Origin of the sequence: Specibacter sp. NPDC078692 (assembly GCF_040686835.1) — a bacterium.
Classification (GTDB): Bacteria; Actinomycetota; Actinomycetes; order Actinomycetales; family Micrococcaceae; genus Specibacter.
In genome coordinates this window covers 96,525-120,069 of the sequence record NZ_JBFBLV010000003.1, presented here as the reverse complement: position 1 = coordinate 120,069, position 23,545 = coordinate 96,525, and the positions used below count along the sequence as shown (strand labels likewise).

General features: G+C 61.4%; 22 protein-coding genes. 3 read left to right on the top strand and 19 right to left on the bottom strand.

Translation table 11 applies throughout. The features are described 5' to 3' along the window. Positions 1–27 precede the first annotated feature (27 nt). Complete coding sequence (locus tag AB0O97_RS03295; RefSeq protein ID WP_363879847.1) at positions 28–1,386, top strand: PrsW family intramembrane metalloprotease; 1,359 nt, start codon at positions 28–30, stop codon at positions 1,384–1,386. Positions 1,387–1,555: 169 nt separating this feature from the next. On the opposite strand, the gene AB0O97_RS03290 is transcribed toward AB0O97_RS03295, so the two are convergent. The 15 genes from AB0O97_RS03290 to AB0O97_RS03220 all read right to left on the bottom strand — a co-directional run bounded on the left by AB0O97_RS03290 (position 1,556) and on the right by AB0O97_RS03220 (position 17,044). After that, positions 1,556–2,170, bottom strand: a complete 615-nt coding sequence (locus AB0O97_RS03290) for a hypothetical protein (protein WP_363879844.1) — start codon at positions 2,168–2,170, stop codon at positions 1,556–1,558. Between the two features lie 1,301 nt (positions 2,171–3,471). Next, the gene (gene nusB / locus AB0O97_RS03285; RefSeq protein ID WP_363839842.1) at positions 3,472–3,918 is read right to left on the bottom strand and encodes a transcription antitermination factor NusB; all 447 of its coding nucleotides are present in this window, start codon (positions 3,916–3,918) and stop codon (positions 3,472–3,474) included. Continuing rightward, positions 3,918–4,481, bottom strand: a complete 564-nt coding sequence (gene efp, locus AB0O97_RS03280; protein ID WP_363839845.1) for an elongation factor P — start codon at positions 4,479–4,481, stop codon at positions 3,918–3,920. The genes nusB and efp overlap by 1 nt, the downstream gene beginning before the upstream one ends. A gap of 150 nt (positions 4,482–4,631) precedes the next feature. Next, complete coding sequence (locus tag AB0O97_RS03275) at positions 4,632–5,087, bottom strand: tetratricopeptide repeat protein (RefSeq protein WP_363839848.1); 456 nt, start codon at positions 5,085–5,087, stop codon at positions 4,632–4,634. 46 nt (positions 5,088–5,133) lie between these two features. Beyond that, on the bottom strand, positions 5,134–6,249 hold the full coding sequence (aroB, locus tag AB0O97_RS03270) for a 3-dehydroquinate synthase (RefSeq protein ID WP_363840423.1): 1,116 nt from the start codon (positions 6,247–6,249) through the stop codon (positions 5,134–5,136). Positions 6,250–6,261: 12 nt separating this feature from the next. Next, a complete protein-coding gene (locus tag AB0O97_RS03265) occupies positions 6,262–6,834 on the bottom strand; it encodes a shikimate kinase (protein ID WP_363839851.1) in 573 nt (190 codons plus the stop codon). Continuing rightward, positions 6,834–8,033 carry a chorismate synthase gene (aroC, locus tag AB0O97_RS03260; RefSeq protein WP_363839854.1) on the bottom strand — a complete coding sequence of 400 codons (1,200 nt, stop codon included), beginning with the start codon at positions 8,031–8,033 and terminating at the stop codon, positions 6,834–6,836. The genes AB0O97_RS03265 and aroC overlap by 1 nt, the downstream gene beginning before the upstream one ends. Before the next feature lie 5 nt (positions 8,034–8,038). Further along, a complete protein-coding gene (locus AB0O97_RS03255) occupies positions 8,039–8,947 on the bottom strand; it encodes a shikimate dehydrogenase (protein ID WP_363879841.1) in 909 nt (302 codons plus the stop codon). Beyond that, the gene (gene mltG, locus AB0O97_RS03250) at positions 8,948–10,348 is read right to left on the bottom strand and encodes an endolytic transglycosylase MltG (protein WP_363879838.1); all 1,401 of its coding nucleotides are present in this window, start codon (positions 10,346–10,348) and stop codon (positions 8,948–8,950) included. Further along, entirely contained in the window at positions 10,345–10,935 is a 591-nt protein-coding gene (gene ruvX, locus AB0O97_RS03245) for a Holliday junction resolvase RuvX (RefSeq protein WP_363839863.1), read from the bottom strand. The genes mltG and ruvX overlap by 4 nt, the downstream gene beginning before the upstream one ends. 7 nt (positions 10,936–10,942) lie before the next feature. Continuing rightward, entirely contained in the window at positions 10,943–13,624 is a 2,682-nt protein-coding gene (gene alaS, locus AB0O97_RS03240) for an alanine--tRNA ligase (RefSeq protein ID WP_363879835.1), read from the bottom strand. Positions 13,625–13,750: 126 nt separating this feature from the next. Then, positions 13,751–13,984 (bottom strand): hypothetical protein, encoded by a 234-nt coding sequence (locus AB0O97_RS03235; protein ID WP_363839869.1) that lies wholly within the window; start codon positions 13,982–13,984, stop codon positions 13,751–13,753. Between the two features lie 24 nt (positions 13,985–14,008). Then, a complete protein-coding gene (locus tag AB0O97_RS03230) occupies positions 14,009–14,383 on the bottom strand; it encodes a DUF948 domain-containing protein (protein ID WP_363839872.1) in 375 nt (124 codons plus the stop codon). Between the two features lie 270 nt (positions 14,384–14,653). Continuing rightward, entirely contained in the window at positions 14,654–15,280 is a 627-nt protein-coding gene (gene rpsD / locus AB0O97_RS03225; RefSeq protein WP_363839875.1) for a 30S ribosomal protein S4, read from the bottom strand. Positions 15,281–15,586: 306 nt separating this feature from the next. Then, complete coding sequence (locus AB0O97_RS03220; protein ID WP_363879832.1) at positions 15,587–17,044, bottom strand: replication-associated recombination protein A; 1,458 nt, start codon at positions 17,042–17,044, stop codon at positions 15,587–15,589. Positions 17,045–17,076: 32 nt separating this feature from the next. Here AB0O97_RS03220 and AB0O97_RS03215 point away from each other — a divergent pair, with 32 nt between their 5' ends. Continuing rightward, positions 17,077–17,685, top strand: a complete 609-nt coding sequence (locus tag AB0O97_RS03215) for an acVLRF1 family peptidyl-tRNA hydrolase (protein ID WP_363879829.1) — start codon at positions 17,077–17,079, stop codon at positions 17,683–17,685. 112 nt (positions 17,686–17,797) lie between these two features. Here the strand turns inward: AB0O97_RS03215 and AB0O97_RS03210 are convergent, their stop codons facing one another. Then, on the bottom strand, positions 17,798–18,619 hold the full coding sequence (locus tag AB0O97_RS03210; RefSeq protein WP_363839880.1) for a GNAT family N-acetyltransferase: 822 nt from the start codon (positions 18,617–18,619) through the stop codon (positions 17,798–17,800). Between the two features lie 79 nt (positions 18,620–18,698). On the opposite strand from AB0O97_RS03210, the gene AB0O97_RS03205 reads away from it, so the two are divergent. Continuing rightward, a complete protein-coding gene (locus AB0O97_RS03205) occupies positions 18,699–19,313 on the top strand; it encodes an RraA family protein (protein WP_363839883.1) in 615 nt (204 codons plus the stop codon). 33 nt (positions 19,314–19,346) lie between these two features. Here AB0O97_RS03205 and AB0O97_RS03200 read toward each other — a convergent pair whose 3' ends face one another. The 3 genes from AB0O97_RS03200 to hisS all read right to left on the bottom strand — a co-directional run bounded on the left by AB0O97_RS03200 (position 19,347) and on the right by hisS (position 23,447). Then, positions 19,347–19,889, bottom strand: coding sequence for a GNAT family N-acetyltransferase (locus tag AB0O97_RS03200; RefSeq protein WP_363879826.1), 543 nt, complete (start codon positions 19,887–19,889; stop codon positions 19,347–19,349). A gap of 194 nt (positions 19,890–20,083) precedes the next feature. Continuing rightward, on the bottom strand, positions 20,084–21,886 hold the full coding sequence (gene aspS / locus AB0O97_RS03195) for an aspartate--tRNA ligase (RefSeq protein WP_363879823.1): 1,803 nt from the start codon (positions 21,884–21,886) through the stop codon (positions 20,084–20,086). A 214-nt stretch (positions 21,887–22,100) separates the two neighbouring features. Then, positions 22,101–23,447 (bottom strand): histidine--tRNA ligase, encoded by a 1,347-nt coding sequence (hisS, locus tag AB0O97_RS03190; RefSeq protein ID WP_363879820.1) that lies wholly within the window; start codon positions 23,445–23,447, stop codon positions 22,101–22,103. Positions 23,448–23,545: the final 98 nt, after the last annotated feature.

The following is a 23,545-nucleotide window of genomic DNA, read 5'->3' as shown; positions in this document are numbered from 1 at the left end:
GACTGTGGTGGCCCTACGCTTGAGAGCATGACTGATCCCGGCCACTGGCAAAACTCCGCTGCAGGTGCCCCGCAGCAGCAACCGCACTACGCCCAGGCCCCACTTCCTCAAGTGCAGGCACCGGGAACCGCGTTGAGCTACACGCCCGACTATTGGGCGCACCCCGCCCCAATCCAGTCGAAACGTAGAAGCCGCGGGCTGACGGCGAAGGTGAGCAACATCATCTTGCTGTGTGTCCTTGCTTTGGTAACAATGCTGACATTGGCCTTCTTTGCCCTGTCGATCGGCGCCAACGTGTTTTTGATCTGCGGCGCACTGGCATTGATTCCACTAACTATTTGCATCGCGACCCTGATGTGGATTGACCGGTGGGAGCCAGAACCCCGCACCGCTTTGCTTTTGGCTTTCTGTTGGGGTGCAGGGATGGCAGTCATCACCACCTTGCTGGTAGGAAGCTGGGTGCAGCCTCTGCTCATGGGCACTAATCCTTCGGCGGATGCCGACTTGGTGGGCGCCGTGATTCAGGCTCCCTTGGTTGAGGAACTGTGCAAGGGCGCTGGCGTCCTACTGCTGTTCTTCCTGCGAAGGCGCACCTTTGATGGCCCCATCGACGGTGTGGTCTACGCGGGCATGATCGCAGCAGGCTTCGCGTTCACTGAGAACATCTTGTACTTTGGTCAGGCTCTGTCCGAGGCCGACGGAGCCGTGGGCGGCTTGGTGGGTATTTTCATCATGCGCGGGCTCATGTCTCCCTTTGCCCATGTCATGTTCACTGCCACCCTTGGGGTCTGCGTGGGCTACGCAGCCCGCAACGGCGGCACCTTGATGGTTCTCGGTGCCTGGGTGGTGGGATTGGTCCCGGCCATGCTCCTGCACGGGCTGTGGAACGGATCGGCGTTCCTGGGCGGCAACTTCTTCTTGGTCTATGTGGTGCTACAGGTGCCCCTGTTCATCCTGAGCATTGTGGGCATCATCCTGCTGCGCCGTTCAGAAGCGAAACTGACCCGCAACCGTCTGGCCGACTATGTCCCGTCCGGATGGTTCACCCAGCAGGAGGTGCCGATGCTGGCCACAGGTTCTGGCCGGCGTCGGGCTTTGACATGGTCCAAGACCTTTGCGGCAGGACCCATCATGAAGGAATTTATCCGGTTGGCCACACGGTTGGCCTTCACCCGGCAGCGGTTACTGGTGGACGCGCGAGGCGTCGCTGGCACCAGCGCGGCGAACCGATTCAGCGCCGGCCAAGAGCTGGAGATGCAACTACTGAATGAGATCACCGGCGTCCGCACGGAATTGCTGAGCCGTCATTCGCAAGCGGTATGGCAGGCGCAGAACGTGCAGGCTCAGCAGATTCACGCGCAGAACAACTGGCAACAGCACCGTTAGTGGCCGGTGCCGGTGCCGGTGCGCCAGGATGGCAGGTGGCGGCACCAACGGTAGTTTCCTTCCACAGGCGCAACAGCCGCCGTCGTGACGTCGACGGCGGCTGTTGCGCTGGTGTCAGGGGGCTCCTAGCAAAGCACAGCCACCCGTTGATTCTGTGGTGGATCTGGTGTTAGGAATCCCAGATTGGCCCAAACGCGGGCGTTCCACGCTTTTCAAATTCGGACACGATGCGGTCGGTAACACCCTTGTTGGAGACGCAAATGACGGCGTCGGCCCCGGAGGCCACGAAGGCCTGGTAGGTGATTTCAAAGACGTCGGGCTTGCCTTGCTCGGAGGTGTTCCAAATGACGGCTTCGGGCTGAGCTGACTCAACCTCATTCACCAGATCGTCACCATAGGTTGCACGCGGCGTCTTGGTGACCCAGACTAGCCGGGCACCCTGAGTATCTGTGAGCAGGTGCCCTAGAACTGGTCCGATCCCACTGCCCGTAACCACATAAAGAACCCTATTGAAGAGTCGCTTGGCGTTGGCCACGCCGACCGTGGGAATACCCTTTACCCACACGTGCGTTGGCGGATTGTCAATGAAGTTTGACGTCCACCCACCAGCGCGCGAGATGACCATGCGGTAACCGGGTTCACCCGCCACGGCCGGAACGCAGGCGAAAGGGTGCCATCCAAAGAGAGCATGCCGACTGATGGAACGGGTGGTGCCAACGTGGGGGACGTAGCCGTGGTCAAGTTTCACGACGGCAGCGTGACTGGACGGGTTTGTCACTGTCACGGCGACCCTCCGTAGCAACAACCAGGGCCAGATCGCCAGAGAAGTGGAAACAACCAGCATCCAAAAAATGGGCGAGAGCAAGAGCGCCTCACCAAAACTCCGGTGGGGGGGGTCTGCAACTTGGCCAGAACCACGGTGTTGCTCCATGCCAACAGCAACACCAGCCACGTTCCAAAGCGGTGCGACGCTTCAAAGACGTCGTGGTGTTTCCTTCGGAAATTAGGCCGGGCCAGTAGACAGATAGCCAGCAAGATGATGACGACCAGCAACGCAATCAGAACCGAAACATCGTCGTACCCAGCGACTCCATCGGCCCATGATGGCCCCAAAAGGACTACGTAAATCACATACCACGCTGTTCCGGCCAAAGCCCCTCCCACATGCAGGCCACCCACATGGTAATACTGGGCTAAGCGCCAGCGTAACGCCAAGGGCCACGACACAGGGGCCCGGGTGGCGACCGCCGAAATCAGGTTCACCATCCAGTTCTGGCGAGGCAAAGTCGCCAAAAGCAGGTTTAACTGCGAGATCGCAGCGAGGAATTGCAGGCTTGATGCCTGTGGGCGCCACCATCCAGCCACGGCGCCGAAAAGAAACAAGACGGCGTTCACAATCAGTACACCGACAAAGAGCGCGACATACAAAACAGTCCGCTTTCGCCCTGGCGGTGGCGCAATTACGGAAGCATCAGGGGCTACTAGGGGGTCCGTGGTGCTCGCGGAACTCGTGGAACGAACGACATTCATGTTCGCCTTCTTTCAACTCGACGCATACAGGGGATCGAGTTGAGGAATACGCACCGCACTCCCACATCAGTTCTTCATGACAGGAAGTTCAATAGATTATTGGCGGGCAATTGCGAAGCTTGGATATCGAAACCCAAACGCACCCCGTGCACATTGCACAGTCTTGGCGGACCCTCAACTAGTGTCTCCCATGCTACGACCGCTGAGTCACGCGAGATGGCGTTAGCGAGCGAGGAGCACAAATACAGGTACCCCTGCAATCGACAATAGGTAGCAAGGGGAAGGCTAGAAAAGATTCAAGAGACCAGATTCTCTTTTCAGAATGCCACAGGAGACGAAAAGTTCTTAGCGACGCGTGCAATGGCATCTGCGTCAGGTACGCAGATAAGACCAAGCGCTGTCGGGTAGTCCCAGCCGTCAACAACAACTGTATAGTCCTGACTCTCGCCAGGTGAATCAAACACCGGGGCAAAACAAAATGACCCGTAGCGGGTTCAGCTAGAGCACGGATTCGCGGTCTAGTTGAACCCGGCTTCGGGTCATGTGGTGGTGCGTTTAAGCCAGGAGTGTCGGCTTGATCTGCTGCAATCGGCCCAGGAGACCGTTGATGAACTGCGGTGATTCATCCGTTGAGAGAATCTTCGCCAGTTCCACGGCTTCGCTGACAGCGACACCGTCGGGGACGTCGTCGTTGTAGAGCAGTTCCCAGGTGCCGATGCGCAGGATGATCCTGTCCACGGCGGGCATGCGCTCAAGCGTCCAGCCCTGTGAGTAAGTCTGCAGGAATTCGTCAATGCTCTCGGTCATTGCCGTCACGCCTTCGACCACGTCAACCGTGTAGAGGTTGATGATCTGGTCGGCGATTTCGCGCCGCGCCGTCAACGCCGACATGGCACTGACTTCGCGCTGCTCGGCCTCGAACAAGATGTCCAGGGCTCGGCGGCGGGCCTTGCTACGTGCCGAGTTCGGCTTGCCCGAGGGGTTGTCTTTAGTGCTTGCCACTACTCGCTTACACGTCCCTGGTAGCTACCGTCGCGGGTGTCGACCTTGACCAAGGTGTTGTTCTCAACGAACAAGGGGACCTGGATTTCAAAGCCGGTCTCAACGGTTGCAGGCTTGGTGCCAGCGGAGGAGCGGTCGCCCTGCAGGCCCGGCTCGGTGTAGGTGATGCGCAGCTGAACCGACGGCGGCAGCTCGATGTACAGCGGGTTACCTTCGTGCAGCGCGATGGTCACGTTCAGGTTTTCCAGCATGAAGTTCGTGGCGTCGCCAACAGTCTTAGCCGAGACAGTGAGCTGATCGAAGTTGTCGTTGTCCATGAACACGAAGTCTTCGCCGTCCTGGTACAGGTACTGGAAGTCGGAGCGATCAACAGTGGCGGTTTCAATCTTCAAGCCAGCGTTGAAGGTCTTATCAACTACCTTGCCGGAAAGAATGTTACGCATCTTGGTGCGAACGAACGCACCGCCCTTGCCCGGCTTGACGTGCTGGAACTCAATGACGTTCCACAATTGGCCCTCAAGCTTGAGAACGGTTCCGTTCTTAATGTCATTAGTCGTTGCCACAGTTGCCTCTTAGCGTATAAGTATTATCAAAAATCCATTGACCATACTACCGCATCCAGCCACGGTGCGCCGTATGATTCACCCCACCACGACAAGCACGACGCCGGCCTGCCGCCAGTGAGGTGAACTCCCGTTGGTCTCGAGGGGCCTTTAGGCGCGTTCTGCTAGGTCCAGCGCCCGCTTGAGCGACACCGTGGCGGAGTAGATAGCCGTGGCGTCGGATCCGGATGCGACCCTGAGTTCCAGTGCGGTAGCGAAGATTTTCGCAGCCGCTTCAAAGGCTCCGCTGCTGAAATGGACCTTGCCGAGTTGTTGGAAAACCCACGGCTCCATGGGTGTGCCACTCACCTCCGGCAGTAGCCCGCGAAGGATTCGCTCAGCCCTGTCATAGTGCTTGCTAGCGCGTAAAATCTCGGCATCGAGCACCTGCAGGCGCAAGGAGCCAGGATCGATCAGGCGGGCATCGGCGGCCGCCTCGGCAGCCTCGGCAGTCAGTCCACGGGCCAGGAGCACAAACACCCGATCCGCCGCGTCACCGGATTCTTTCAGTGCCAGCGTGCAGGCATCTTCGTCCACGACCTCGGGCATGAGTGTTTCGGGGTTCACGGCTATCCCGGGAAAACCGGCAGAGGGCCAATCTTTCAATCCCATATTACGAAGCAATCTCTTGGTAGGCGGCAAAGAGCAGTGACTGGTCAGGGACATCGAGGATCCCGGGCCGACCTACTCCGTCAAGGACCACAAAGCGCAACAGGTCCCCGCGGGACTTCTTATCGCGCTTCATGCCATCCAGCAGCGCCTGCCAGCGGTCCCGGCGGTACGTCAGCGGCAGACCCAGCAGATCCAAGATGGTGCGGTGACGGTCAGCGTCCTCATCACTGAGACGGCCCACACTGCGAGCCAATTCGGCGGCGAACATCATGCCCACAGAAACGGCCGCGCCGTGGCGCCAGGAGTAGCGTTCGGCCAGTTCAATAGCGTGGCCCAAGGTGTGTCCGTAGTTCAGGATTTCACGGAGGCCCGATTCCTTCAGGTCCTCGGAGACCACCTTCGCCTTGACGGCAATGGCACGTTCAATCAATTCACGCAGGACCGGCGATGCGGGGTCCTTGACAGCGTCCGGGTTGGCCTCGATCAAATCCAAGATGATGGGGTCGGCAATGAAGCCACACTTGATGACCTCGGCCATGCCGGAGATGAGTTCGTTCGGGGGCAGCGTGGCCAGGGTATCCAGATCCACCAGGACCCCTGCAGGCGGGTGGAAGGAACCCACCAGGTTCTTGCCCTCGGCGGTGTTGATTCCGGTCTTCCCACCTACGGAGGCGTCCACCATGCCGAGCAGCGAGGTGGGGATGTTCACGAGTTTGACCCCGCGCAGCCAGGTTGCTGCAACAAAACCGCCAAGGTCGGTCACGGCGCCGCCACCCACAGCCACAATGGCGTCGGAGCGGGTGAAATCGTTCTTGCCCAAGACTTCCCAGCAGAATGAGGCCACCTGAATGTGCTTGCCCTCTTCTGCGTCGGGGATCTCGGCGGTGAGGGCGGTGAAGCCTGCGGCTTCCAGATCGTCGCGGACAGCGTCTCCGGTCATGCGCAGCGCACGGGGGTGGATGACCAAAACCTTTTTGACCCGCTCACCCAAGAGCTCAGGAAGGTGGGATAGCAGTCCACGGCCCACTACGACGTCGTAGTTTTCCTGTGGAAGGACACCGGTGACCTTGATGACGGTGTTGGGTGTCTCTGCTGCCGGAGCAGTCTGGGGGTTCACGGTGTTCACGGTTTAGAGCTTCTCTTTTCTGGATTCTGCTGCCAGCAGGTGGATCAGCCGCTCAACGAGCTGCGGCACATTTGAATGGCCCACATCAAGGGTGATGTCGGCCAGCCGGGCGTACACAGGGCCACGGATGGCGGCCAAGCGTTCCCAGGTGGCTACCGGATCGGCCGCCAACAGGGGCCGGCCGGTGTTGCGAGTAATGCGCTCCCGGACGGTGTCCAGTTCTGCACGCAGGAAAACTACGGTGGCCCGGGCCAGCAATTGCTGGGTTCCGGAGTCCAGGACAGCGCCGCCACCCAAGGACAGCACCACCGGCGCTGGATCTGGGGAGTCCAGGACATCGGCGATGGCCTTGGCTTCGAGCTGCCGAAAGTGGTGTTCACCCCGGGCCGCGAAAATCCGTGGAACGGGCCCGTGCTTGGCCACGATCTTGTGGTCAGAATCCACGAACGGCAGGCCCAGCACGCGGGCCAGTTCGGCCCCAATGACCGACTTTCCCACAGCCATGGGGCCGATCATGACGATAGGCCGTTGGGGGGTGAAGTCCGGGGCCCCCACCGAATCCCTGCCCACAACCATCAGTGGTCCTGAGTATCCAGATTGGCAGGGATTGCTGCCAGGTAGCTGTCCATGTTGCGCTTGGTCTCCTGGATGGAGTCGCCACCAAACTTCTCCACGAGAGCCTCGGCCAGCACCAGAGCGGTCATGGCTTCCGCGACGACGCCGGCGGCGGGAACCGCACACACGTCCGAGCGCTGGTGGTGGGCCTTGGCGGGCTCACCCGTGGCGACGTCAATGGTCTTCAACGCCCGGGGCACGGTGGCAATGGGCTTCATGGCAGCGCGTACACGCAGTACGTCGCCAATGCTCATGCCACCCTCGATGCCGCCTGCGCGGTTGGAGGTGCGGATGATTCGCCCGGAGTCATCCCGCACAATTTCGTCGTGTGCTGCGGAACCGCGGCGGGCTGCCGTGGCAAAACCGTCGCCAACTTCAACGCCCTTGATGGCCTGGATGCCCATGAGGGCTCCGGCCAGGCGGGAGTCCAGGCGGCGGTCCCAGTGCACGTAGCTGCCTAGGCCGGGAGGCAGGTTGTAGGCGAGCACCTCAACCACACCACCGAGGGTTTCGCCCTGCTTCTGGGCGGTATCGACTTCCTCCACCATGGCCGCTGAGGTAGCTGCGTCAAAGCAGCGCAGCGGATCGGCGTCTAGGGCTGCAACGTCGGCGAGTACCGGCAGTGCGGCTGTCTCCGGTGAGGCGACACCGGCAATCTGCACGGTGTGGCTGACCAGTTCGACGCCGACGGCGGCGAGCATCTGTGCAGCCACTACGCCGAGGGCCACGCGGGTGGCTGTTTCGCGGGCGCTGGCGCGCTCCAAGACGGGACGCGCTTCGCTGAAGCCGTACTTCTGCATGCCGGTGAAATCTGCATGGCCGGGGCGAGGGCGCGTCAAGGGAGCGTTCCGGGCCTGGCCCTCCAACTCGGCGGCATCCACGGGGTCAGCGGACATGATCGCCTCCCACTTGGGCCATTCGGAGTTGGCGATCTGAATGGCCACCGGACCGCCTTGGGTGAGCCCGTGGCGGACGCCACCCAAAATGGTGACCACGTCCTGCTCAAACTTCATGCGGGCGCCGCGGCCATAGCCTAGACGGCGGCGCGCAAGGGCGTCCCGGATGTGGGCGCTCGTGAGCTCTACACCGGCGGGGACGCCTTCAATAATTCCAACTAGGGCCGGGCCATGTGATTCTCCGGCGGTCAACCAACGCAACATACTCTCTATCCTGCCATGTTCTCATCGTGGGGATTCCGCCTGTGCACGCCAATTGCGTCGCACATCACATTGATGACGTCCCCTTGTGTATCTGTTGCGATGGTGCCGTATCCTCCGGCCTCCGCGAACAGCTTGACTTGTTCCACACCTTGGTACAAAAGCATTTCAATGCCAGCCACCACGGTTCCCCCGCGTGACTCCCATGCCTGCGCCAGTGCGCTGGGCCAAGGATCGTAGGCCACGTCCAAGAGGACACCGGCCGGCGAATCACCGGTGGCCAAAAATTCTGCTGCCAGGCCATCGGCAGCCCGCGGCGGTAGGGTGGAAATGACCACGTCAAAGCCACCAAGATCCCGTGCTGTACCAGCAAAGGATTCCAGTCTTGCAGGGGCGGCCAAGGCAGCAGCCACCTCGAGGGTCCCAGCAGCCTTGACCGGATTACGCACGAACACAACAATGTCCGTGGCTTCCAAATCAACCAACGCCGCAAGGGCAGAGACAGCTGTGCCGCCGCCGCCGAGAATAGCGGCCCGGGGCCGCTCCCCCACACCGGCGTGCCGCAAGGCGTTCACAATCCCAGCCACATCGGTGTTATCGCCGCGCAGGAAGGTGGCTCCGGCGTCGTCCGTGGTAGCGATGATGGTGTTGACTGCGCCCAGGGTACGGGCCACGTCACTGAGTTCATCGACCAGCTCCACAGCCACGTTCTTCAAGGGCATGGTGACCGAGAGGCCGTACCAATTCCCCTCAGCACGCACCTGCGCCAGCAAGTCAGCCATCCCCGATTCCTCGACGTCGATGGCGCGGTAGCTGAAATCAGCCCCCAGCAGCTGATAGGCGGCGTTGTGCAGGGCCGGTGATTTGGAATGCCCAATCGGGTGTCCCAACACCGCTCCTTGTCGCTGGCTCGTCACTTAGCTGCACGCCCCCGGATTGGCGTCGCACCAAGCCACGTATTTGGCAACATTTACCTGGTGCTCAGCAAAAGTCGCTGCATACAGGGTCTCACCAGTCTTCAGATTAATCGTGACCCAGAAGTAGTACGGATTGGTTTCAGGGTGCGCGGCAGCCTGAATCGCCTTGATACCCGGGGAACCAATGGGACCCACGGGAAGCCCTGGATTAGCGAAGGTATTGTACAGATTCGACGCGTCGGCCTTCTGCGCAGCCGTGATGTTATAGGTTTTCAGCCCCAGACCATAGGCCACGGTGGCATCGGATTCCAGGCGTCCGCCCGTTTCACCGTTGGGGTTATTGATGCGGTTCTCAATGGCACCGGAAATCTTGGCGTAGTTAGCCTCGTTGCCTTCGAATTCAATGATGCTGGCGATGGTCAGCACACGGAATTGCTCCGCCGGATCGGTGACGCCGGTGTCCGTGAGGGACTTCATGGTGCCGGTGACCATCTCGGTCAGGATCTCCTTGGCGTCGAGCTCAATCGGGAAACGGTACTCCCCCGGGGCCAGATACCCTTCAAGGTTTTTAGCCTGAGCTGGCAGCCCAAAGAGCTTCGGCTGATTGGCGAGTGCGGTGAACTCAGCTTCGGGAAGCCCGGTGCTCTTGGCCAGTACTGCCAGCACCTCGTTGATGCGCAGGTTCTGGGCAACGGCCGCGTAATCGACCTTGGAATCGCTGACGTTCAACAAAATGGTGACCGCGTCGGCGGCCTTCATCTGGGTCTTCATGGAGAATTCGCCCGGCTGCAGCGATGCCGATCCTTCGGCGGCCTTGAGTGCGTCAAGGAAGGCCTGCTCGCTGGCCACCACATCCTTGGACTTGAGCTCAGTGGCTACCGTGCGTCCGGTGGCACCTTCGGGCACCACAATCTGCACGTTTCCGGATCCGGGACCTGGATAGTCCGGCACAGTGAATCCGCCCAGCATAGGTTTAACGGTCTGGACCGCGAAGTAGACCACGGCGCCGAACAAGACCAAGATCACCAAGAACACTAGGGTGCGGCGGCGCTTGCGCACACGCTTGGAGACACGGCTGGTGCGGCGGGACGGCAAAGCTGCCGCTGCTGCCGGGTCATAAGCAACAGAATCGTAAGCCTCGGGGTGCCCGTGCTCTTGCTCTTGCCCGTGCTCGTTCTCTTCGTAATGCTCGTAGTCAGAGTGGCCGGTGTACAGCGTGTCCTCGCTGCCGTCCTGCCAGTACGTTTCGCCGTCGGGCTGCTCGTCGTCATAGGGATGAGTGGCACCCTGCTGCTGTGCAGCGTCAAAAGGCCGGGCAGCGTCAAATGGGGCAGCACCATGGCGATCGGCGCCCTGACTCCCGTGAGGGGTCCGATCACGCTTTCGGAACTGATCACTCATGGCGCCTCCTGCGTGGCGACGGGCGCATTGTAAGAGCTGGAAATGGTGAGACCCTTTTCGTGTTCAGGTGAATCGGCTGTCCCCAAAACGTCCGACTTGACTGCGCGCACGAGCTCCCCGACATCGGAATTGCGCGCTTTTTGCATATCTAAGGCATGTTGCAGTATTTCAACCGCCGCCACTTGATCTACTACTTTACGGTGTTCGCGGGTGTCCAGACCAGCTTGGCGTAGTGCTTGGTGCGCGCTGACAGTGGTCAACCGCTCATCCACCAGCAACACCGGGACATCCTGCCCCGCGGCCGCCAGCATATTCGCAAGCTGCTGGGCGTAGCTGCGGGCCATTTCGGCCGACGCCTTTTCCTCACCCTTCATGGTGCGGGGCAGGCCCACAAAGATTTGCTGCGCACCACGGTTGGCCGTCTCTTTGACGACCACCTTGATGTCACTATTCTTCTTTGTGTCCCGGCTCAGGGTCTTCACGGGTGTGGCCAGAATTCCGTCGGGGTCACATGTTGCCAACCCCACCCGAACCATGCCTACATCCACACCAAGTTTGACCCCTTGCGGGTAATTCTTCGCAGCCACAAAAGCCCTAGGATCGCATCTTTACGGCATCGCTGACGGCAGCCAGTGCGGCGCCGATAGCGTTGACGTCCTGGCCGCCACCCTGAGCCATATCCGGCTTTCCACCGCCGCCACCGCCCAAGATGCCGGAGGCCAACTTGACTAAGTTGCCGGCCTTGACGCCTGCCTCGCGGGCGGCCTCGTTGGTGACCACCAAGATGATGGGGCGGCCGTTGCTGGCGCCTGCCACGGCAATGGTCGACGGCGCGGAGCCGAGACGATCGCGCAGGTCCAGTGCCAGCCCACGCAGGTCATCAGCACTGCTGACTTCACCGGCGTCGTGCGCAATAACACGCACACCGTTGGCGTCCACAGCGGAGCCCACCAGTGTGGCCGCGGCGGCGCTGAGCTGTTCCTTGCGCAGGCGCTCCAGGTCCTTCTCGGCGTGCTTGAGCTTGGCCAAGGTTGCGGCCACACGCTCAGGCACCAGGTTCGAGGGAACCTTCAACATCTCAGAGAGAGAGCTGACCAGGGCGCGCTCGGCAGCCAGGTGACGGAAGGCGTCCATGCCGACAAAAGCTTCGACACGGCGGTTTCCGGAGCCAACTGACTGCTCGCCCAACAGGGTCAGCGAACCGATACGGGAGGTGCTATCCACATGGGTACCGCCGCACAGCTCACGGGACCAGGCGCCGTCGATCTCCACAACCCGCACCTCTGAACCGTAGTTCTCCCCGAAGAGTGCCATGGCGCCCAGGGACTTGGCAGCATCGAGGTCCATGACCTTGGTGTCAACGCGGAAGTTGTTGCGGATGGCAAGGTTAGCCACTTCCTCGATTTCTGAGCGGGTAGCCGTGCTCAGGCCCTCGCCCCAGGAGAAGTCGAAGCGCAGGTAGCCAGCCTTGTTATAGGAACCGCGCTGGAGGGCTTCCGGGCCGAGGATCTGGTGCAGTGCAGCGTGCACAATGTGCGTTCCCGTGTGCGCCTGTTCCGCGGCATGACGGCGTTCACGGTCGACTGCGGCACGCACCAAAGCGTCGGCCGGCAGTTCACCTTCGCGCACGATGGCCTGATGCACACTCAGTCCCTTGATGGGCTTTTGTACGTCCAGTACCTCGACAACGAAGCCGTCACCGGTGATCAGACCGGCATCGGCAGCCTGGCCACCAGCCTCGGCGTAGAACGGGGTGGCGTCCAAAACGAGGGAGATCTCATCGCCGGTGGAGGCGTGCTGCACCGAGACCCCGTTGGCGAGGATGGAGCGAACCCGGCCCTCACCTTCCAGCTCGGTGTATCCGGTGAAGACCGTCTCGCCCTGGGCCAGCAGCTCGTGGAAGACGGAAAGATCGGCGTGGCCACTTTTCTTGGACTTGGCGTCCTTCTGGGCGCGTTGGCGCTGCTCGAGCATGAGGGCACGGAATCCGGCCTCGTCCACAGCCAGACCAGCTTCGCCGGCCATTTCCAGCGTCAGATCGATCGGGAAACCGTAGGTGTCATGCAACGCGAACGCTTCGGTGGCCGAGAGGTTGGTGTTGGCAGCCTTGGATTCCTTGACCGCTTCCTCCAAACGGGCGGTGCCGCTGGCGATGGTGCGCAGGAAGGACTTTTCTTCGGCGTAAGCGATGCGTGAGATCCGGGCGAAGTCAGTCTCAACCTCGGGGTAGGCGCCCTTCATGGCGTCGCGGGAAACCGGCAGCAACTCAGGCAACACGGCGGTTTCCACACCGAGGAGCCGCATGGAGCGCACGGCACGGCGGATCAGGCGACGCAGCACATAGCCGCGGCCTTCGTTGGAGGGGGTGACGCCGTCGGAAATCAACATCAAAGCCGAACGGATGTGATCGGCAACAACGCGCATGCGCACATCGTCGATGTGGTGCGGATCGGCGGGGTCCTCAGTGGAGGTGTAGCTCCTGCCGGAAAGCTCTGCGGCTTTATCCAGGACGGGGCGGACCTGATCGGTCTCGTACATGTTCTCCACGCCTTGGAGAATCATGGCCAAACGTTCCAGACCCAGACCGGTGTCAATGTTCTTGTTGGGCAGTTCGCCCACCACGTCAAAGTCAACCTTGGAAGTGACATTGTCAATCTGGTACTGCATGAACACGAGGTTCCAGATTTCAATGTAGCGGGTTTCGTCGGCAATCGGGCCACCGTCAATGCCGTATTCGGGGCCACGGTCGTAGAAGATTTCCGAGCAGGGGCCAGCCGGGCCGGGCTGGCCGGTGGACCAGTAGTTATCTTCCTTGCCGATGCGCTGGATCCGGTCGGTGGGCACGCCCACCACATCGCGCCAGATGCCGTACGCTTCGTCGTCTTCGGTGTACACCGTGACCCACAGTCGATCGGCTGGGAGTCCGTAACCGCCGTCGTCAATGGAGGAGGTGAGCAGTTCCCAGGCGTAGGGAATGGCTGTTTCCTTGAAGTAGTCCCCGAAGGAGAAGTTACCGCACATCTGGAAGAAGGTGCCGTGACGGACCGTCTTGCCGACTTCTTCAATGTCACCGGTGCGGATGCACTTTTGGACACTGGTTGCGCGCTTGAACGGCGGCACCTCGCGGGCTGTCAGGTACGGAATGAACGGGACCATGCCGGCCACGGTAAAGAGCAATGACGGGTCGGAGGACACCAGTGAGGCCGAGGGCACGGGGGTATGTTGCTTGCTGGTGAAAAAATCTACCCAGCGGCGTGCAATATCGTGCGATTTCATTAGCCTGGTGGCTCCTTCAATAGTTCTATCGGGCAAAAGCTTGGCTGCACTGGCGACTGCCGCGCAGCGTGGTGAGGCAGCATGGTGGACGGGCAGATGCCGGCCGGTTTGTGCATCAGTAGTAGATCAGCGACGAGTGGCGGAGGGGTCCTGATCCACACCCAAAGCAATCCGGAGGTCACTTTCGCGTTGATTCATGTTCTCACGGAGAGCGTCGGCGAAGTCGTGAACGGCGTCGCTCATTTGTCCCACGGCACGGTTGAGTCCGGCAGGACCGAGCGCGCCTTTGGCGGCAGTAATTTTACGGGCTGCGATGACACCAACAGTGATGCCGACGCCGAGCCAAAAGATTTTCTTCATGGTTTTTCCTTGAGGAGGTTCCGTTTAGCGGCTGCGCCGGGCGCGGGTGGGTTTTCCGCGGCCAGCAAAGGCTTGGCGGACGCCGTAGGAGAATGCGGCAACCTTGATCAGCGGGGAGCCGATGGTTGCGGCCACCAGCGCGGAGAGAGCTGAGATGTTGGCGGTGGCGTCCGAGACGTTATTGGAGATTCCATCCACCTTGCCCAGCTGCGTGTTGGTCGTGGCAACGGTGGCCGTGACCTCGTCGATCAGGGGCGTGGTGCCATCACCAATCTGCTTGATGGTCACGCGGACTTCGTCGAAGACCTTGCCTAGTTTGAGGATCGGCACTGCCAGCAACGCCACTAAAACGGCAAAAACTCCTGCTGCGATCAGTCCTGCAATGTCGCCACCACTCATCTGTGTGCCGCCTCAATTCGTTAACTCGTCTTTAAACACGTGTGGCCAATGTTGCCCAACCATTGCTGAGCTACTGCTGAGCTATTACTGAGCTATTACTGAGCTATTACTGAGCTTTGCTCGGCTTTGACCTTATGCAACATCTTTCCCCAAAGTACCTTAGTCCAAAAGTATCGGTGGGTGGGTACAAAACAGCCCGCGGCGGATGCCACGGGCTGTTTTGTGTTTCAAGCATCGAATGAATCGAGCTCTACTCAATGCTAAGAAGATTTAGCGTGAGTAGAATTCAACAACCAGCTGCTCTTCACAGGTTACGGGAACCTCGGCACGCTTGGGCTTGCGAACCAGGCGAGCCTGCAGGCTCTCCAGCTTCACGTCCAAGTATGCCGGGACGGCGGGGAGCACGTCGCGGTGGGCGCCGGCTGCAGCAAGCTGCAGGGGAACCATGGTCTGGCTGCGCGGGTGCACGTGGATCAGCTGACCCTCGGCAACGCGGAACGACGGGCGGTCCACGCGGGCGCCGTCGACCATGATGTGGCGGTGCACAACCAGCTGGCGAGCCTGGGCGGTGGTGCGGGCGAAGCCTGCACGCAGAACCAGGGCGTCCAAACGGCTTTCAAGGATCTCAACCAGGTTTTCACCGGTCATGCCCTTGGTGTGCTTGGCTTCTTCGAAGGCACGGGTCATCTGTGCTTCGCGGATGCCGTACTGGGCGCGCAGACGCTGCTTTTCGCGCAGACGTACGGCGTAGTCGCTGTCCTGCTTCTTGCGGGCGCGGCCATGCTCACCGGGGCCGTACGGGCGGCGCTCCAGGTACTTGGCGGCCTTGGGAGTCAGGGCAATGCCGAGGGACCGCGAAAGGCGGGCCTGACGGCGGGCACGTGTGTTGTTAGCCACTTGTGTCCTTCCAATATGTGCAATACGTAATTGTCTGGCCTCCATTGTGGAGAGTTTGGGCTATTGCAACCCATTGCTACAGCACCTGGGCATAGACAACAGATCCTTGAAAGCACGGTAAATAAGCGGCCGAAAGCCGGTATCACCGTACGAGGATGTTGTGCATGGAGCCAGAGCTTGCCAGTGCGGAGTCAACTCTACCACTTGATAGCGGCCTGGTAGCTGCTACCCGGGTGCCCTTGCCCGCGCCCGCCGCCCCGGATCACCGCCCATGCCCGACGGCGCAGAGTACCCCGGTGGGACGTGCTATTTCACAGGACCGGTGCCACGAACAATTTCTCGCAACCGGGTGAGCCGCGGGCCCAGATCGCGTTCATGGCCGTTGGCTGTGGGCGTGTAGTAGTTCTTGCCCACCAAGTCATCCGGCGGATATTGCTGCACGGCGATGGAGTGCGGGGCATCGTGGGCGTAAATGTAGCCCTTGCCATGACCCAATCCGGCAGAGCCCGCATAGTGAGCATCGCGCAGCGGCGCCGGAACGGTGGTGCCCTTACCTGCCCGAACATCGGCCACCGCCGCATTGATGCCGTTATAGGAAGCGTTCGACTTGGGTGCCGTCGCCACATGAACCACGGCCTGGGCCAGAATTATCCGGGCCTCCGGCATGCCAATCAAGGCCACCGCTTGGGCTGCGGCCACGGCAGTCTGCAACGCCGTTGGATCCGCCATGCCCACATCCTCTGAGGCAGAGATCATGATGCGGCGGCTGATGAAGCGAGGGTCCTCCCCCGCCTCCAACATCCGGGCCAAGTAGTGCAATGCGGCATCAACGTCGGACCCGCGTACAGACTTAATGAAGGCACTGATGATGTCATAGTGCTGATCCCCAGCCCGGTCGTAGCGGACAGCGGCAGCGTCAATGGCGCGCTCGGCAACAGCCAGATCAACTACCACGGGTTCGTCTGCAGCATCGGCAGCCACTTCGGAGACAGACAGTTCGGACAGCGCCACGCCGGCGGCGGCCTCCAATGTTGTCAGGGCTCGCCGGGCATCGCCACTGGCCAAGCGGACCAGGTGGTCCATGGCATCATCGGTGACAGTGACCAGCCCATCCAAACCACGCGAATCAGTGATCGCCCGCTCGAGCAGACCTTGAATGTCGGCATTGGTCAACGGTTGCAGGGTCAGCAAAATAGACCGTGAGAGCAACGGCGCCACCACGGAGAACGACGGGTTCTCCGTGGTGGCAGCAATCAGCACCACCCACCGGTTTTCCACTCCCGGCAACAACGCATCCTGCTGGGCCTTGTTGAAGCGGTGGATCTCATCCAGGAACAGCACTGTGGTGCGCCCGTGCAAGTCTCTGTCGGTCAGTGCCTGATCCATGACCCGGCGCACGTCCTTGACCCCGGCAGTGATAGCGGAGAGTTCAACAAACTTTCGCCCCGGGCCGCGGGCAATGACATGGGCCAGCGTGGTCTTACCCGTTCCCGGAGGGCCCCAGAGCATGACCGATGCAGGCCCAGCCGCTCCCCCGCCACTGCCGCCGGCGGCCAGCATTTGCAAGGGCGATCCCTGTCCCAGCAGATGTTGTTGGCCCACCACTTCATCCAAGCTGCGGGGGCGCATGCGCACGGCTAGCGGGCTGCGCGGGCGCGATCCCGGCTCGGCACTGGCACCGCCGAAGGTCCCGCCGCCCAAGGCGAGGGTGCCGTCGTCGTCCGAGTCATCGTCCCCGTGCAGGGCGCTAAAGAGGTCACTCACCCCTCTAGGCTATCGCCCGGTAGTCTGGCAGCGTGAACCCAGCCCAGCGCACCGCCCTTGTTCCGCCCGCCCGCCTTCTCGGTTGGGTGGATCGTTTCGCCGCCTCCCACCGCGGCTTGGCCGCCACAACAGACACGGACGACGGCGTCATGCTAGCCATGCGCGACGGCGCCACCGCGCTACTCACCCCGCCGTGGCCCGACGACGGACGTCCCGGCCGGGGCGCCGGGCTGATGGACCGGGTGGTTTCCTTAGCGGCCCAGGAACGCCGTCTTGGTTTGGTGTTGGTACGCCGGGGCGGCTTTGCCGTGGGCGTCGCTGTGGGTGGGAAGTTGCTGGCACACAAGGTGGGAACGGCAGGGGCACGGTCCCGCGGCGCGGACGCTGGCGCCGCCGTAGTGCAGCGCGCTGCTGGCGAGGCCGCCAAAGTTTTTTCGGGTCAGGGCTTCGAATATGTGGCTACGGGAGGCGATAAGGCACTGGTGGAATCGGTCTTGGCGACGCCCGCGCTCGGTGCTGTTGCCCAGCAGTCCCGTTTAGCCCCGTTGGCCGTCACCGATCCGAACATGGCAGTGCTGCAGAAGGCCGCCGGTGATTTCTGCTCCGTCCGGATCACCATCACCGATCCCGTGGGGAGCTAGCTAGCCTACGCCGGCGATGCGCGAATCGTTTGGGCAGCTAACACGGGTGTGCCAGGATCATGTGCCAGCGGATCACCCGCGTTTTGTGCCGAATAGGGTCCTAGTCAGCGTCTCAGCAGGCGCCGAGGGCACGCCGCAGAGGTGCCTGCCGGTAGTGGTAACGGCCTTGTTCGGCGAATCCGGCGCGACCGTACAGCTCCTGGGCTCCATCGTTGGCAGCTGTCACCATGAGCCAGTAGTTGCGCAGACCCCGCTCTGTCCCGGCCGCCGTCAGGGCGTTGAGGATTTGGGTGGCGATGCCGCGGCGCCGCGCTTGAGGGTGGACGGCCATGGAGTAGATCCCTCCCCATGCTTCGGAGCCTGCTGGCTTGCCTAGCTGCGGCATGGCCAGGCGCCCGGTACCCACGGCCCTGCCCTCATCATCATGGGCCGTGGCATACAGGGCCGTGGCGGCTACAAGAATGCTGTGGGCCATAGCCATTTCCTGCGGCCCGCCACGGCCATCAACGCTCCACCACAGTTCCAACCAGTCCTGCGTGGGGATAGTAGTCATGGTGATAGTGCTTTTTGACGGTGGCGGATGGGTGGCCTCATCAGCTGAGCGCAGTGCTGCCGTGGCGGTCATGATGAGTGTCTGCGACTGCTTGCTATAGGACTGTTGATCGAGCAGCGCTTCCAGAGCCACATTTTCAGCACGGTGGCTCAGCTGAAAAATCACCGGTTGGTGGCGGTCAGCGTACCAACGCGTCGTGGACGCCAGCGCAGCTGCCGTATCGCTGGGCGCTGACACGGGCCACACGGAGTTGGCGCGTTGAGTGACGCCGCCGGCGGAGCGCAAGAGCCACCCGTCCACGTCTACGGCATCCGGGGCCGGCCACGCAGCGTTCATGAGCTGCTCAATTTTATCGAGATGTCCGGCTGCCGCAATTGTCATTGCAACAGCTTAATGGCAGCTGAGCCCCAACCCGTAGGATCACATAGACGAGACTCCGCAATTCCGACAAGGAAGCACAATGAACGATTCATCACACTTCATTTCCCCCACAGCCTTCGCCGAACAGCTCAGTCGGGAGCAAGTCCTGTCCCCTGGCATTCGCCCTCTGTGGGATGGTGCTCGGCTGAGCGGGCCGGCCTACACAGTCCGCTGCGCTCCGGGCGATAATCTGATGCTCCATGCGGCGATCCACCGGGCACCGGCCGGATCCGTGCTCGTGGTCGATGGCGGCGACTCTTCCCACGCGATCGCAGGAGGCAACGTCTGTGCTGTGGCGCAGCGGCGCGGGATCGCCGGTCTCATAATTGACGGTGCCATCCGTGACGTGCAGGAAATCCGTGATCTGGGTTTTCCCGTATTTGCCCGTGCCGTAGTACCCAAACCTGGCCTGAAGGCTGTAGTCCTGCCGTTGCAGCAACCCGTAAAATGCGGCGGAGTCCTGGTGCATCCTGGCGACTTCCTCGTAGCGGATGAGGAAGGGATCGTTGCCGTGCCGGCGAAGATCCTCGAATCAGTGCTTAAGTCCGTCTCTGACAAGGCTCAGGCAGAGCAAGCCCAAACACTTGATGAATGGGACGCCGAACACGAGGAGAAGATCAATTCCATCCTCAGAGCTGCGGGAGTGGATTGGTAGCACGCAACAACCCGGGAGCAGGCTGCCGGAGGCTCAGAGCATGATGTGGGCCAGCTGCTCCTCCGTCAGAGCCCGGTCCGCATAAACGAGCCGAATCGCTTTCGAATCCGGGTTGCCTGCATCGATGCCCCTATGGAGCAGGGTCAGGCCAACCTTCTCGGCAACGCGTGCCGAAGCCACGTTATGTTCAAGCAAATAGGCCACAAGAGGAAGCTCGGGGCGGCTCAGCTTCGCTTGCCTCACAGCCTCTCGCGAGAGCTCCGTTGCGAAGCCTTGGCCTTGAGCATCGAAGGCGAAACGGTAGCCCAGGTTCCAAAAGATGTCATCTTTGATGGAACAGCCGCCGTAGCCGATGATGCTCTGGTCACTGGGGTACTTGACAACCCACGGGCCTAACTCAGCACGGTCCCACGCCGAAATGAATCTGCTCACCATCACCTGTGTCTGTTCAATGTCGCCATGCCTCAGGCTGGGGAAATGACTCCAGACGCGTGGATCGCTACAGATCTGGTGCAAGCCATCGGCATCTTCACAACGGGGGCGGTCAAGGAACAAGCGTTGGGTCTTGGTGGGCATCCAGCGATTCTAGAGAATTCGCATTCGTGCAGACCGGGTGCTGCCCACTGCCGAGTCGTCAGCCACCGCTTAGGTGAGGGACACCCACCACTTAGGTGAGGGATCCGCCGTCGTGCGTTGACAAGCAAAATGCCTGCCTCCCCACAATGGGAAGGCAGGCATTTCAGAACCGCATAAAACTACGTGGCGCAGAACTACTTGGCGTCGGTGTCGCCCTTGTCTTCGGGGTCAGCTTTCTTGGCCTCCGGCTTGAAGTCAACGCCGGCTTCCTTGCGCTGCTGCGCCGTAATCGGGGCCGGAGCTTCGGTCATGGGGTCGTAGCCGCCGCCGGACTTCGGGAAGGCAATGACGTCGCGGATGGAGTCCACACCGGCCAAAAGTGACACGGCACGGTCCCAGCCAATGGCGATGCCACCATGAGGCGGGGCGCCGAACTTGAAGCCGTCCAGCAAGAAGCCGAACTTCTCATTAGCCTCGGCCTCGGAGATGCCCATGACACCGAAGACGCGCTCCTGGACGTCGCGGCGGTGGATACGGATGGATCCTCCTCCGATTTCGTTACCGTTGCAGACGATGTCGTAGGCGTAAGCCAGCGCCTCGCCCGGATCGGTGTCGAAGTTATCCATGAATTCGGGCTTGGGTGAGGTGAACGCGTGGTGCACGGCCGTCCAGGCGCTGTGCCCCAGGGCCACGTCGCCGGAACCAACGGCAACGCTGGTGGGCTCGAACATGGGCGCGTCAACAACCCATACGAACGCCCAGTCCTTCGGGTTGATCAGGCCGGTGCGGTGACCGATCTCAACACGAGCGGCGCCGAGCAGCGCGCGGGAGGGGGACACCTCGCCGGCGGCGAAGAAGATGCAGTCGCCGGTCTTGGCACCAACAGCGTCGGCCAGGCCGGCACGTTCGGTCTCGGTGAGGTTCTTGGCTACCGGTCCGGTGAGCTCGCCCTCTTCCTTGATCAACACATATGCCAGACCCTTGGCACCGCGCTGCTTGGCCCATTCCTGCCAAGCGTCGAGCTGGCGGCGAGGCTGCGAAGCACCGCCGGGCATGACCACGGCACCCACGTAGGGAGCCTTGAAGACGCCGAATTCGGTGTCCTTGAAGAATTCGGTGAGATCGCTCAGTTCCTGGCCGAAGCGCAGATCCGGCTTGTCCGAACCAAAGCGAGCCATGGCATCGCGGTACGTCATGCGCTGGATCGGCATCGGGATCTCAACGTCGATCAGCTTCCACAGCTCGGCGACGATCTTTTCACCCAAGGCGATGATGTCGTCCTGGTCAACGAAGCTGGCCTCGATGTCGAGCTGGGTGAATTCCGGCTGGCGATCCGCACGGAAGTCTTCGTCACGGTAGCAACGGGCAATCTGGTAGTACTTTTCGAAGCCGCCCACCTGCAGGAGCTGCTTGAACAGCTGAGGCGACTGCGGCAGCGCGTACCAAGAACCGGGAGCCAGACGTGCCGGCACCACGAAGTCGCGGGCACCCTCAGGGGTGGAGCGCGTCAGTGTGGGGGTTTCAATCTCGATGTAACCCTGATCGTGCAGCAGGTTGCGGGCAACCCGGTTGGCCTCGGAGCGCAGGCGCATGTTGCGCTGCATGACCGGACGGCGCAGGTCCAGGTAGCGGTGCTTCAGACGCGCTTCCTCACCAACCTCAGTGTGGTCATCAACTTGGAAGGGCAGCGGTGCTGCTTCATTAAGCACGACGACGTCATCGGCCATGACTTCGATCTCACCCGTGGCGAGGGCCGGGTTTTCGTTGCCCTCGGGACGGCGTGAAACCGTTCCGGTGATCTGCAAAACAAATTCGTTACGCAGTGCGTGGAAGACTTCTTCCTCACGCACCACAATCTGTGCCACGCCAGATGCGTCACGCAGGTCCAAGAAAGCCACTCCACCGTGATCACGGCGGCGGGCAACCCAGCCCGAAAGCGTGACGGTTTGGCCAATATGTTCAGCCCGCAAGGAGCCTAGGTCATGTGTGCGCAGCACAGCATTCCTTTCAATGGTGGTGTTCGGCCCGCGATTCCGGGCCTAAAAGAGACGTTGTTAGAAGTTTACCGGTGATTGACAATCGCCGTGGTCCCGCTCGGTGGCAGAGCTTGTCGAGACCCCGCTAGTGCATCGATCCGCGAGAAAAGGTCGTTCTCGTGGGTCAGACCGACCATTTCTCACGGATCGATGCAGCCCAGCCGGGAATCGAGTGCTATGCGACGACGATTTGTGGGGCCAGGTCCTCAACGGGCGGCATCCAGGTGGCGGGGTCCGCTGCTACCTGATCGCCGGAGCGGATGTCCTTGACCTGGTGCGCACCGCTCTCGTCGGTGAACCAGACGTACGGGATGCCGCGCTTGTCGGCGTACTTGATCTGTTTGCCGAACTTATCCGCCTTGGCAGCTACTTCGGTGGAGATTCCGCGGGCGCGCAGCGCAGTCGCCACGTCTTGGGCTTCACTCCAGCTATCCTCATCGACCAAAGTGACAAGCACGGCCGTGGGGACAGAGCGGGAGGCCTTGGCGAATTCTTGGCTCAGGATGCGTGCCACGAGGCGGGTGACACCAATAGACAGCCCAACGCCGGGGAACTTGCGGTTGCCCTTGGACGCGAGGGCGTCGTAGCGCCCGCCCGAGCAGATGGACCCCAACTGCTCGTGGCCAACCAGCACAGTCTCGTACACAGTTCCCGTGTAGTAATCCAAGCCACGGGCAATGGAGAGATCGGCCACAACCGAGCCTGGAGCGCTCTTGACGGCCGCTGAAATGACCTGTTCGAGCTCGTTCAGGCCCTCTTCCATGAGCTCATCGGTGACGCCCAGGGCACGCACGGCTGCCACGAAGGAGGTGTCCTCAGTGCGGATGGATGCCAGTGCCAGAGCCTTGGCAGCCTGCTCGTCGGTAGCGCCGAGCTCATTCTTGAGCAGTTCGGCTACCTTCTCGGCGCCGATCTTCTCCAGCTTGTCGATGCTGCGCAAAACACCAGCGGTGTCGGTGAGACCAATGCCGCGGTAGAAGCCTTCGGCCAGCTTACGGTTGTTGATCCGCAGCTTGAACGCAGGGATCGGCAGGGCAGAGAGAGCCTCAGCGATGACCAGCGCAAGCTCCACGTCATAGCGGAACGGCAGTACGCCGTCGGCCACGACATCAATATCCGCCTGGGTGAACTCGCGGGCGCGGCCCTCCTGGGGACGCTCGCCGCGCCAGACCTTCTGGATCTGGTAGCGGCGGAAGGGGAAGGACAAGTAGCCAGCGTTTTCCACTACATAGCGGGCAAAGGGCACCGTCAGATCGAAGTGCAGGGCCAGCGCATTGGGATCATCCTTGGAGGCAACGGCGACGTTGCCGTCGTCGTCTTGGAGGCGTGAAAGCCCATACACTTCCTTATCGATCTCACCCTTGCGCAGGAGATGGCCAACAGTTTCCACAGCCCGTGTCTCGATGGAGCTGAATCCGTGCAGTTCAAAGGTGCGGCGCAAGGTGTCCAGCACATGTTGCTCCACCAGCCGCTCCTCGGGAAGCCACTCGGGAAAACCGGACAAGGAGGCGTTGCGTGCCATGGGTGTTGCTCTCCTAACATGCACCGGATCCAGAAAGTCGGTCACTGGATCCGGCGGGGCGGGTAAACGTAACGGCGCGTCGAAGCCCAAGTCATGCT